This window comes from Natrialba sp. PRR66 (assembly GCF_034808065.1).
In the GTDB taxonomy this organism is placed as follows: Archaea; Halobacteriota; Halobacteria; order Halobacteriales; family Natrialbaceae; genus Natrialba; species Natrialba aegyptia.
Window position 1 is genome coordinate 1 of the sequence record NZ_JAXHGN010000006.1, and the last position, 11,672, is coordinate 11,672.

General features: G+C 58.0%; 10 protein-coding genes. 4 read left to right on the forward strand and 6 right to left on the reverse strand.

Features of this window, described 5'->3' with window-relative positions; all coding sequences use genetic code 11:
* Positions 1-853 precede the first annotated feature (853 nt).
* On the reverse strand, positions 854-2,785 hold the full coding sequence (locus SM755_RS19270) for an MEDS domain-containing protein (RefSeq protein WP_323174073.1): 1,932 nt from the start codon (positions 2,783-2,785) through the stop codon (positions 854-856).
* A gap of 564 nt (positions 2,786-3,349) precedes the next feature.
* Here SM755_RS19270 and SM755_RS19275 point away from each other — a divergent pair.
* Positions 3,350-4,003, forward strand: coding sequence for a ribonuclease HI family protein (locus SM755_RS19275; RefSeq protein WP_323174074.1), 654 nt, complete (start codon positions 3,350-3,352; stop codon positions 4,001-4,003).
* 148 nt (positions 4,004-4,151) lie between these two features.
* Here the strand turns inward: SM755_RS19275 and SM755_RS24520 are convergent, their stop codons facing one another.
* From SM755_RS24520 to SM755_RS19290, 4 genes are all read right to left on the reverse strand, one after another.
* Positions 4,152-4,451: a transcriptional regulator gene (locus SM755_RS24520; RefSeq protein ID WP_369335261.1), complete on the reverse strand. Its 300-nt coding sequence runs from the start codon at positions 4,449-4,451 to the stop codon at positions 4,152-4,154.
* A gap of 3 nt (positions 4,452-4,454) precedes the next feature.
* Positions 4,455-5,087, reverse strand: coding sequence for a hypothetical protein (locus SM755_RS19280; protein ID WP_323174075.1), 633 nt, complete (start codon positions 5,085-5,087; stop codon positions 4,455-4,457).
* Between the two features lie 369 nt (positions 5,088-5,456).
* Complete coding sequence (locus SM755_RS19285) at positions 5,457-6,257, reverse strand: iron-sulfur cluster assembly protein (protein WP_323174076.1); 801 nt, start codon at positions 6,255-6,257, stop codon at positions 5,457-5,459.
* Complete coding sequence (locus SM755_RS19290) at positions 6,257-7,321, reverse strand: amidohydrolase family protein (protein WP_323174077.1); 1,065 nt, start codon at positions 7,319-7,321, stop codon at positions 6,257-6,259. Before SM755_RS19290 ends, SM755_RS19285 begins: the two co-directional genes overlap by 1 nt.
* Positions 7,322-7,491: 170 nt before the next feature.
* Here SM755_RS19290 and SM755_RS19295 point away from each other — a divergent pair, with 170 nt between their 5' ends.
* Together SM755_RS19295 and SM755_RS19300 are read left to right on the forward strand one after the other, a co-directional pair.
* Positions 7,492-8,535, forward strand: coding sequence for an NAD(P)-dependent alcohol dehydrogenase (locus tag SM755_RS19295; protein WP_323174078.1), 1,044 nt, complete (start codon positions 7,492-7,494; stop codon positions 8,533-8,535).
* Between the two features lie 104 nt (positions 8,536-8,639).
* Positions 8,640-8,912: a helix-turn-helix transcriptional regulator gene (locus SM755_RS19300; protein WP_323174079.1), complete on the forward strand. Its 273-nt coding sequence runs from the start codon at positions 8,640-8,642 to the stop codon at positions 8,910-8,912.
* Positions 8,913-9,422: 510 nt separating this feature from the next.
* Here SM755_RS19300 and SM755_RS19305 read toward each other — a convergent pair.
* Entirely contained in the window at positions 9,423-10,505 is a 1,083-nt protein-coding gene (locus SM755_RS19305; RefSeq protein ID WP_323174080.1) for a class I SAM-dependent methyltransferase, read from the reverse strand.
* A 150-nt stretch (positions 10,506-10,655) separates the two neighbouring features.
* Between SM755_RS19305 and SM755_RS19310 the strand changes: the two genes are divergently transcribed.
* Positions 10,656-11,561 (forward strand): transcriptional regulator, encoded by a 906-nt coding sequence (locus SM755_RS19310; RefSeq protein WP_323174081.1) that lies wholly within the window; start codon positions 10,656-10,658, stop codon positions 11,559-11,561.
* The last annotated feature ends 111 nt before the right edge of the window (positions 11,562-11,672 follow it).

Here is an 11,672-nt window from a genome sequence, read left to right on the forward strand (position 1 = left end):
TCATCGGCGGTTTCCCGCTTCATCTTCCAAATTCTACCGGTCGAAACCGACGCTGTCTAGTGATTCACCAAAGCCAATCCGGCCAAAAACCAACTAGTATACAACGGGTTGCATCCGTTGGACAGGGTCACAAGCAGTCTACCAGCCTATGGCATATTTATCATCATACTGGTGGGTTGTGTGCGATCAAATGGACGCTCAGTAGAGGTGGATCGACGGTGTCTGAAAGTACGGTTCCGGTGCTCCCCGAATAGATACTCGGTCGCGTTGCTCGTCGGCAGGATGCACTCAAGGCGGTTCATCGCGAATACGCCCAAGACAGTGAGAGCGATGGAACGCCCGAGTCAGAGTACCGTGGCGTGACTGGCAATCAGTTTCGAGGGACAAGTGGGACGAAGTCCGCTACGCCGACGGATCGACGTACGGCGAGAAGACCATCGAACGAGCGATTGTGACCACCTCCGACCTCTACGATCCGGACGCTCGAGACGACTTGAGTGAAGGGAGTTCCAGTCAGAGCGAGTCGTTGACCGCCAGCAGTCGTGACGAACCAGCGCAAAATCATGCAGATCTGCTCGAGAAAAATAGACTATTAACCGACTGCGTCGACGAACGTGGGACAACTCTCGAGAAGACAGACGATCGTATCGGCGAACTTGAGACGACCAACGAAGCGCTTCGAGAGCAACTCAGTGACTGTCAGAAGGCACTCGAGCCTCGTGATCAGTCTTTGAACCCGAGATGGATGAAGCGGGTGCTGATGACGGTGACTCGAACTGGGGTCGTGCACGGGGTTCGCCGGGAATGATAACGCTGCACAATAAGAACGATAGCGAGTTATCAATACAGAATCTCATGTGTCGAGAGCCGGGAGCGTAAACGAAAACGTCGATCCGTCTCCGGGCTCAGAGTCAACCCAAATCTTGCCACCGTGGCGCTCGACAATCCGCTCACAGAGTGCCAGTCCAATGCCCGCTCCTTCGTATTCATTGCGTGTGTGGAGGCGCTCAAAAACCTCGAAGATGCGGTCCTGATCGTCGGGGGAGATGCCGATTCCGTCGTCGCGCACGGAGATGCGCCACATCTTGCCGGCACGGCCTGTGGAGATCACCACTTGTGGCTGCTCATCGCCACTGTACTCGATCGCATTGTCGATCAAGTTCTGCAACAGTTGCCGTAATTGATTCGCATCCCCCTCGACCTGCGGAAGGTCTTCGACCGTTACCTCAGCATCTGTCTCCTCAATGCGAAGGTGCAAGTCGGCCAGTACCTCGTCGGCGAGGGCATCGAGATCGACGGATTCGAACGACTTCCCTCCGGTTTCGATCCGTGAGTATTCGAGGAGCCCATCGATCATGTCCCGCATTCGGTCCGCCCCATCGACCGCGAACTCGATGAACTCTTCCGCATCTGCATCTAGATCGTCGGCGTACCGGGTTTCGAGTAGCTGTAAGTAACTGGATACCATCCGTAGGGGCTCTTGTAGATCGTGAGAAGTGGCGTGAGCGAACTGCTCGAGGCGCTTGTTGGACTCTTCGAGGCGCTGCTCGTATTCACGGCGTTCGAGTTCTTGCTGGACCCACTGTCCCATCGATCTCAGAAACGTACGCTCGGCGTCCGAAAACGGCGTGTTTCGAGATTCGGGGGACACGAAAAAGAACGATCGATCGAGTCCGTTTTCCACTCGGAGTCGCGTTCCCAAATACGATCTCACGCCGAATTTCTCGTAGGCTACCGTTCCCTCAAATCCTTCATCTGCGGGTGCGATGATGCTGATCGGGTTGCCGCCGTCGGTCAGGACGCGACAGTACGTCTCGGAGAGGCTTACTGTGACGCCGGGTTGGAGGTGGTCGTGCGAATCGCTGACATGTTCGACTTCAAAGAGGTCCATCTGCGGATCGATACGAGCCATGCCGCCGAGATCGAGATCGAATCGCTCGCATCCGAGCTCGAATAGGTCTTGGAGTTTTTCGTCGAACGACCGCTCGGGTTCCGACGTGATTTCGTAGAGTTGGCTCTGGAATCGATCGCGCTCGGTTAGTTCGCGTTGAGTCTGGGCATACCTGAGTAACCCCTCGACTGTCTGATCTACGTCGAGCGGTGGGTGGTCTGTGCCGAAGAACTCGTCCGGAGGCTGGTAGTAGAAGTTCTGACAGACCATCCCATCGTACACCACGAGCGGATGGCTCCGAATCACGTCCGAAAGCACGTCCGTAGAAAACCGATCGCGATTATACTGGCAGAGGACGACGTAATCATCGCCTTCGTAAATCGTATTGAGCAGCGCTTCATACCGGATTAATTGATCGAGTCCGGTGTCCTCATCAAGCGCCCACGTCATCTCGGCGGCGGCCCGCACGCCTTCGTACCCCTCGCGATCACACGCCTCGGCGAGGGTTTCCTCCCAGAACTCGACCATCGTCTCCGGCTCGAACTCGCCCGTCCGGAGGTACGTGTCCGCTTTCGTGCGGATCGATAACGCGCCGGTCTCTCGGGCGGCTTCGACGTCGATACCGCCGTCTCGGAGTGCGTCGAGGACATCTTCCGTCGTATTCTCGTCCGCGACGTAGAGGCACTGCTCTCCCCGTTCAAGCCCCTGTTTGATGAACGGCACGACCGCGGCGAACTGATCGTCCTGGGTATCGTACACGGAGGCGAGATGATCGTTTGATCCGTCGCCGCACTGGTGGTCGTGGATCGCGCTCGCCTTCTGTCGTGTTTCGACGCCAGAGAGGGCGCCATCAAGGCCGAACTTCGTACGTTCGTTAGATTGCTGTTTGCTCATGCTCAGAATTGGGGGTGCAGGGATTGAGAGGACAGTGAGTCGTTCGGAGAGTCTCGCCAATAAGCCACGCCATTTTCACCATGGAACGATTGGCTCAAGGAAAAAAGTTCGCATGGGACAACGCGGCCCTGAACTCGTACTCCGTATTCGGCAGTTCGCTCCTCTCAAAATTACAGACAAGCGAGCGCACGTCGGTGGGTCGAGCGATTTGTACACTGCTATGATCATCAGAAATAACAGCCGTCGCTTGGCAGGAGACTATCAGTCTAGGTGTGAAGCGACAGTGTGCTGTCCAGCACGGATTTCACGGCATGAACGAGGGTCCGGTTTCGGCGTGAAACGATGTGGTCGCCTTGCTGAGCGCAGTTGCCTATTCAGCAGGCTGTTTGTACCAGCTGCGGCGGTTTAGGGGCCGACTGATTCGAAGCGGCCCGCCACCGATGCCACCTGAAGAGATTATCCCGCTTGACCACAGAGAACTCGTATGCAGTGGTTCGACCAGCCAACGAGATCATTCGGGAGCGGGTGTGAGGGCTCGGAACCGGAGCCCGAAGGGACAGCGACGTGACCGACGATCCACTTCCGGCCGAACACCTCTCGCCGCTCGCCACGCTCGTCGACGAGGTACTCGCGGGCGTCGGCTACGAGGTAGCGGCCGCCACCGACGCCATCGACGATGCTGTTCCCGGCTACGGCGGTCTATTCGACCCCGCGACCACCCCAGACGAGTTGCACCACGCGCTCGAAAGCCTATTGGAGTCGGGACTCACCCGGCCGCCCATCTCCGAACCGACGAGCGACACGTTCGTCCTCTACGTCGACGGCAGTTCACGTGGCAACCCCGGCCCCGCGGGTGCAGGCGCTGTCATCATGGACGGTGCGGAGGACCAACTCGCCCGTCTCGGCCGACCCGTCGGCTCCCGAACGGGGAACAACACCGCCGAGTACGTCGCCCTCCAACTCGGGCTCGCCGAACTGTTGGCTCGCTACGAGCCACGCAGGCTGGAAGTACGCATCGATTCGATGACGGTCATCCGAGACATCTGGGGCGGCAATGACCCGACGGAACCGGGCGTCGAGACATACAGCGAGGCCGTCACGGCGGCACTGTCGCGCATCCCGGACCACCGGTACACGCACCTGGCCGACAGCGACCCGAACCCCGCTGATGCACTCGCGACGGTGGGAGCCGATATCGCAGCCTTCGGGCCTGGATAGTAGCGTTCCGCCGCTTTAAATCCCGAATCCAAGCCCGCCTCGGAAATGCCGTGCTCGACGCTTGTCGCCCATGAACTCGCGGAATCAGAGGACAGCGCCGAACCATCGGGATCGTCGTCGACGCCGGCCTCGTAACGTCGACAGCCGGTTATTCTGGCTCTACTTCGTCTAGAAACTGGCGTAGTTCCTGCAGGTATGTCTGAAACGATGAGACACCGCTTTGAGTGATTCGATAGCGGGTTTCGAAGCCGCTCTGGGTCCATGCTCGACGGGTTTCGATGTACCCTGCATCTTCGAGGTTCTCCGCGTGAGAGGCGAGGTTGCCATCAGTTAGCTCCAACAAATCTCGGAGTCGCGTATACGAGACGTCACGGTGCCTATACAGGAATCCCATGATTCGAAGCCGGGTGGGTTGATGGATGAGTGTGAGATCTGAAGGAAGGTCCATCTGTCACCCTCTCATCGATATGACCCATCCAGTAATAAAGTACGCTGCTCCCTGGAGAAACCCGGTCGTGAAACCCGCGCCGATGGGCGTGAGGTCGACGGTAGAAAGAACGATGTTACCGAGAACGATCCCGGTACCGGCCACAACCAGGGGAAGCAATACCCATTTTGCCTGGTATATGCGGGAGAAAATGATGCCGAGAAGAACTGTGAAGAGTCCCCCCGAAATCCCCATCGCGATGAAGGTGTTACTGTTGGGTCCGAGAGCAACCAAGACAGCAGTTGCAATCAAAACGAACGCAATTGTAAACCCGGCTCCCAGTAACCAGTTATCGGCGGTCGTCGAGTTCCGACCGAGAGAGACCGAATGAGTGGTCCAGAGTGCTGATGTAACAGCGACAGCCGCTACGATCCACGGCAGCCAGAGAACCGAAAGCACGACTGAACCATACTCGTGTGCAGTGAGCCACGGATCCGCCGCTGTATAGGAAATCGGAATCGCTGCAATAGCGAACGCGAACACCATGAGAGTGAGACCAAACGTCCGAGCAGTCAGTTTTTCGTCGTATCCTTCAATCTCTGTGAGCGCCTGTACAGCCTCGAGAGGTGGCAAATCATCAGTCGTCTCTTCTGTCATCAGTTCTCATTAACGCTGTGTAGATATAGCAGATTCGACCCTTTGTTCCGCAAAGGGCCGGATGGATGAACTCGTTACGTGTGGTGGACTGCTCGTGGCGGCGTGACAGCTGTTCGCCGGCCGAGCGACTCTACGCGACCGTTTGAGTACTCGATGCTGGTGAACGCGTCCTTTCGGACAGCGTCTTCGGCTATGCGTTCGAAGGACGGGGTCCCGGCGTACTACAGGTTCAACCGTGAGACTGGCTAGTGGTGTGGTCCCACTCACACTGCCCAGTGCCGCTTCCGTCGTGGCGTTGCGAGCCGACTCAACAGCACCGGGAGACGGGATTCTGTCTACGAATTCGATTCCTGACAGCCGTCTGCGTTGCTAGGTTCCTCGAGCCTCTCTGGCCTCCCGAAGACCATCGCAAATGCCACCCTGGCTCGACATATTGACCTGCGCGAGGCGGCCGCGCCGATGGACGAGTTCAAATGACTCGGAATCGATCGGTTCGCCTTCGGGCGTCCGGAACAGGATGTCCTCCGCGGAGGAGACAAGGTCCGTTTCACGGGCCTTCTCGAGGTAGCGATCGATCGGCGCTGCCGGGACGGTGACAGCAAACGAGCGATCGGAGACGTAGACGGCGAGTGTTTCGTCCGTATCGCTCGTACCGGACGATTCGGCTGTCTCGTCGGTTTCGAGGTCGGTTCCTCGGAGTTCGGTGATCGTTTCCGGATCGAGACCGGCCTCGAGGAGCGTCTCGACCGCATCGTACTGACGGGCGACGCGGGCCTTCTCGTCGAGTTCTTTACGAACCGCCTCGACGTCGTCGGCGGCGTCCGGGAACGCCTCGGTGAACGACAGATCCTCATTGACGCCGCGGTTGATCTCCGCCTCGTGCATGTGCTCGTGAAGCGTAATGTGTGCGTTCTCGACGCTCGTCAGGGATTCGATCTCGTCGCGGGCGTCGATCGCCATCATCCAGGCGAAGGCAGGTGAACACCAGGCGGTTGGGAGCGTGAGGTCGATACGCACGTGCCGTCCCTCGATCGTTATCGCGTCGATATACTCTAGGGTGACGATCGAACGATCGAGTTCGGGATCCGTGACGCGGTCCAGTCGGTCGCGGACGGCCGCCCGCGTGGGAGGCGAGGGGAGGGCGGGGCCGTCGGAGTCGTGTGTAGTCATCAGTCGTCTGCGGGTGCAGGATCTCCGCTTGCATAGTGGTCCTCGAGGCCGAACTGCCGGCTGATCTCGTCGTTTCGGAACGTCTCGCGCTTGGCCTCGATATCGATATCGTAGAGTTCGGCGGCGTTCTCGCCCATGACCTTCTTCTTGGTTTCGAGATCCCACTCGACGCCGTACTCCGCGCGGTGTTCTTGCGTGAGTTCGGCTTCGAGGACCTCCTCGACGAGCCAGTCGGGGTTCCAGATCGCGTAGTCCGAGCCGAACAGCACGCGGTCCTCGCCGAGCCACCAGAGGAGTTCGGAGAGAATTTCGGAGAACTTTCCCGGTCGGTTCTGGGCGAACGGTGCAGCGACTGCGAGTCCGCCGTAGACGTTGCTCTCCTGTGTGCCGATCCAGCAGAAGTCGTCGAGACGGGGGAGCCCGACGTGTTCGACGATGAAGTTGAGTTCGGGGAACGACGAGGCTGCGTCGTCGATGTCGCTGACATCGAAGGCATCGCGGTTCAACGGCCGGATTGTCGGGCCCTTATGGGCATGGATGTTCTCGATGCCAAGTTCCAAACACTTCTCGAGGAACTCGAATGCTTCCTCATCGTCGAGTCGCCACCCCTTCGAGTCGCCACGCCACTCGGCGGTATAGAGCTTCACGCCGGGGATGTCGTATTTATCGTGGAGTTCATCGAGGTATTCGAGGCCCTCGTCTCCATCGCGGGGATCGAAGGTGCCGTTGAGCACGAATCGCTCGGGGTACTCGGCCGCGAGTTCGGCGTTCTGCTCGGTCGTGTTGAACCCTTCCGTGTAGAAGTCGGTGAGGTACGTCGGTTGGAAGATTGCCATGTCCGCGGCTGCAGTGGCGAACAGGTCCTCGACCATTCGGTCGGGACCGTACTTCCGATACTCGTCCATATCCCACTGCCGGTCTTCGGGTGTGAACGTCGTGTGATAGTCGTAGAAACACTGGATGAACTCCTCGCCACCTCGGTGGTCGATGTTCTCCTCTGTGGCGTCCCAGAGGTGCACGTGCCCGTCGATGACGAATATTTCCTCTCCGTTGTGCTGATACATCCTATCACGGGAATCATTGTCATACTACATTATTCTTTCTTATAGATGGCTGAACTGCCACGGAACGTTATCCGTCCGTGTACTCTCGGCAGTCTCGCAAGGGACATATTCGAGTTGCGATACGCTGGGGGAATGTTATCACGCCTGGCCGTGAACTGAGGTGTGCTACCATGCAAACAGCCAGGCTCCACGAGTATACAGCGGACATGCACAATGCGCTCTCGATCGACGAGATTGATCGGCCTGATCTCGAGCGATCCGACCAGGTACTAGTCGAGGTCAAGGGCGCGGGATGGTGCCAGACGGACAACCACATCATCGAAGGGATGTGGGCCGACTACGCACCGCAGGATCTGCCGATGACGCTCGGACACGAAAATGCCGGCATCGTTGCCGAGACCGGAGACGAGGTGACGCTGGTCGAGGAGGGTGATCCCGTTATCTGCCATCCCGTCCAGACGTGTGGCATCTGTCGTCCCTGCCGACTCGGCGAGGATATGTACTGTGAGAATAGCGCGTTTAACGGTCTCACAACCGACGGTGGCTTTGCGGAGTACCTCCAGACCAACGAGCGTGCGGTGATCCCGCTTCCCGACGGTGTCGACCCGACCGAGATTGCACCCCATGCCGACGCTGGCATCACGGCCTACCATGCCGCAAAGAAGGCGGTCGATGAACTGAACCCCGGCGACACCTGCGTCGTCATCGGCGTTGGTGGTCTCGGCCACATTGGACTCCAGTGTCTTGATGCAATGTGTGCCGCCGATATCGTCGCCATCGATATCAAAGATGAAGCGCTCGAACTGGCCGATGATCTCGGTGCCCATCACACGGTCAACTCTGCCGAGGAGGACATCTCAGACGTTATCGCAGACATAACCGACGACGAAGGTGCTCAACAGGTGGTCGACTTCGTCGGGCGAGACGAGACGACTGGTCTGGCACCGGAAATCGTCGCCGCAGGCGGCGACCATCACATCGTCGGCTACGGTGGCCATATCCACGAACCCAGCCAGACGCTCGTCGACGGCGAGTTCTCCTTTCGGGGAACGTTGGTCGGCAAGTACGCCGAATTGCAGGAACTCGTTGCCCTCGTCGATCGGGGCGCTGTCCAGTTGCGAACCGAGCGCCACGATCTCGACGAGATCAACACGGTTGCGGAACGACTCGAGCACAACGAGATCGAGGGCCGGGCGATCGTCCTCCCGCCCTAACCCTGTGTGGTGAATGATGTTGCGGTCTGATCCGGTGACTGCTATGTGGATTCCACCCGTTTATGGTCGAGATAACAAACACCGTATTACTCAAAACCTGTCCTATGGACGACCTCACAGGATTTCAGCGCGACTTGCTGTATGTAATCGCTGGTGCTGTTCGACCATCCGGACAGGATATCAAAGACGAAATTGAGGGGTATTACAGTAGCGAGATCAATCACGGACGGCTCTATCCGAATCTCGACACTCTTGTCACCAAAGAACTCGTCGAAAAAGGGCAACTCGATAGACGAACGAACTATTACGCGATTACAAACGACGGCGAGCAAGCTATCGAGGATCGACGGGCGTGGAAGTCACAGTACGTCGACTAGCCGAGAACTGTCGTGATTGCGTGCGGTCTTTAGTAGCGAATCTAGCCACCAAGCGGAGTTTCGATGCATCCTTCGCTCGGTTGAAAGATCAACAGAGTTTCATTACTCGCTTTACTTTGTGATCGTGTACTGTTTTGTCGCAGCCGTGGGTGTCTCTGCCGGTCGAAACCCTGACGATGTGGAGTGTTCATCTTGTTACGCCGCTGTACAATACGCGCACAAACTGCCGGGTCAGTTCACTTCTGAGGATAGTAACAGAAAGGCACACATTGACTCCACCCACCGAGGGTGTGATCACTCATTGTTTTGGAGTTTGATTTTGATGGTGGTCATTTTCACACCATATATTACGAATATAGGGTTGCTGTGATCTGACAGTAGCACTACTGGAACCGACTGACAGGGACACAGAAGGTCTCATCGAGTGGGCAGCTGTACCACGTGTCGGATCGACCGGGAGGACACTCAGTAGTACATGCTGAACCGCCACTGATTTGGACGGGGATGTCGTCACGGCTTGGCTTCGAGTACGAGGTTGAACGGTGTCTCAGTCGCACGACGGAACCGAGTGAACCCGCCCTCAGTGATCACCTCACGGAGGCGCGCTTCGCCACCCTGTGCTCCCAATACGGGATCACCACCTTGGTCGAGCGAGTTCGGAACACAGGCCATCGTCGAGGCGCAGTAGAACGCTCTCCCAACCGGATTCAGGTTATCCTCGATCCGGTCGTTGGCGAACGGCTCGACTACCATCCACGCCCCGTCGCCGACGAGTGTTTCCCGGACGTATGACGCGACGCCGACCGGATCGCCCATGTCGTGGTACGCGTCGAACATCATCACGAGGTCGTAGTCGGTCCCATTGTACTCCTTCGCGGTCGCTACTTCGAACCGGATACGGTCCGCAACACCAGCCTCTTCGGCCCGCTCGCGGGCCACCTCGACCGAGTGATCGTGATAATCGATAGCGACGAACTCCGAATTGGGATAGGCTTCGGCCATGACGATTGTCGATGCACCGTGACCACAGCCCACATCGGCCACGCGCGCACCGTCCCTGAGCCTCGTTTCTATCCCATCGAGTGCGGGGATCCATTCATCAACGAGATTCGTCTCATAGCCCGGCCGGTAGAAGCGCTCGGTACCGTGACACACGTCTTCGTCTTGCTCATGCCAGCCCACGCCGTCGCCCGTTCGGAAATCGGCTTCGATCTTTGAGAGGGTCTTCTGATAGCCTATCAACCCCTGGAACCCACCGACGAGGAACGCAGGGCTGTCTTCGTCGGCCAGCAGTGCCGCTTGCTCGGGGGTGAGGCTGTAGCGGCCCGTCTCGGGATCGTAGGTGATGTATCCGCCGGCCGCCCCTGCGGCGAGCCACTCGTTGACGTACGGTTCCACGGTGTCGGTCCGCTCGGCCAACTCAACGGGGAGGAACGGTCCGCCGTCGGCCAACGCTTCGTAGAGACCGAGCTTATCGCCGATGACGATCAATGACGCGTAATAAGCTGCCCCGAGCTCGTTGACGGCCATTCCGACGAGTTCATCTAATTTTTCTTCGTCGACCGGTGCGTCGGTGGTTGTCGGTGGTGCCATATCTGAACGATGGTCGGCAGACATAGTGACCTCATCTATTAAAACGGCGTTTGCCGACGTGAACTCCGTTTCAGGACGTGAGAGGAATTTTGCGTCGTGTGCGGGATAGAATTACTATCTCTGCTGTCCTACGCTGAGCTAGTGAATGACATGGACCCTCACGAAGACGCCCGATCAGCTGGCCGTGTGTTCAAACCACCTGCGTCGCCGATCCTAGAGGCTGTCCTGCAAAACGCGCGAAATCAGAAGTATCTCGGGAAGCGTCTCGATGCAACTGGGAACCGGATTGAGTCTGATCGTCTTGTCGACATTGTGCGTCACGGACCGGCCCTCGAAGCGCTCCGCGAGAAGCCACTAGACCGCCGAGAGATTGAGGAACAGCTCGATGTCTCGCGGGCGACGAGTCACCGCCTGATGAAGTGGCTCGGCGAACAGGGATTCGTCGAGAAGAGTGATGGTCGGTTTCAGTTGACAGGACGGGGCGAGGCAGTGACTGACGAAGTACTGCGGTTCGAGGCGAACGTGAGCACCGCCCACCGGATGGGGCCGCTATTGGACGTGATCTGCCCGCACCACGCGGAGTTCGCCATTGAGCCGATGGTTGATGCAACCGTGACTCTCGCAGAACCGGCTGATCCGTATTGGCCGGTCGAGCGGTTCATCTCCCTTGTGAGCGAGTCGGAGACGTTTCGGGGATTTAATACAACACATCTGGCTCCGTTGAACGTCGGTGAATTCTACCGACAACTGTTCGACGCTACCGAAAGCGAGATCGTTTATCCATCGCACATCATCGAGAATATATTAGACGTGTATCCGACCCGGGCGAACGAGGCGATCGACCGCGGGCAGGTAACCTTCCGGACCCGCGAGGAGTTACCGTACGGACTCGCTATCTTCGACGACCGCGTCGGGATCGGTGGATACAACGACGAGACGGGGCTGATGCAGGCGTTCGTCGATACGGATTCGTCCCTGGCTCGCGAATGGGCCGAACGGGTCTACGAATCAGTCAAGACAGATTCTACGCCACTTGACAGACGGACGGATCAGTGAGATCTATTCGCATCAAGTTAGAACCAACAGCCAACGAACACTTCGAAAACCCGCATCGACGCTTGGACTCACAGCCACTGGTGACGGTGAAATTCACCTCGAGTACTCCTT

Excerpts from the sequence above, each read along its gene's own strand:
- SM755_RS19270 (WP_323174073.1), bottom strand. The coding sequence starts at position 2,785 with ATGAGCAAACAGCAATCTAACGAACGTACGAAGTTCGGCCTTGATGGC.
- SM755_RS24520 (WP_369335261.1), bottom strand. The coding sequence starts at position 4,451 with ATGGACCTTCCTTCAGATCTCACACTCATCCATCAACCCACCCGGCTT.
- SM755_RS19280 (WP_323174075.1), bottom strand. The coding sequence starts at position 5,087 with ATGACAGAAGAGACGACTGATGATTTGCCACCTCTCGAGGCTGTACAG.
- SM755_RS19285 (WP_323174076.1), bottom strand. The coding sequence starts at position 6,257 with ATGACTACACACGACTCCGACGGCCCCGCCCTCCCCTCGCCTCCCACG.
- SM755_RS19290 (WP_323174077.1), bottom strand. The coding sequence starts at position 7,321 with ATGTATCAGCACAACGGAGAGGAAATATTCGTCATCGACGGGCACGTG.
- SM755_RS19295 (WP_323174078.1), top strand. The coding sequence starts at position 7,492 with ATGCAAACAGCCAGGCTCCACGAGTATACAGCGGACATGCACAATGCG.
- SM755_RS19300 (WP_323174079.1), top strand. The coding sequence starts at position 8,640 with ATGGACGACCTCACAGGATTTCAGCGCGACTTGCTGTATGTAATCGCT.
- SM755_RS19305 (WP_323174080.1), bottom strand. The coding sequence starts at position 10,505 with ATGGCACCACCGACAACCACCGACGCACCGGTCGACGAAGAAAAATTA.
- SM755_RS19310 (WP_323174081.1), top strand. The coding sequence starts at position 10,656 with ATGGACCCTCACGAAGACGCCCGATCAGCTGGCCGTGTGTTCAAACCA.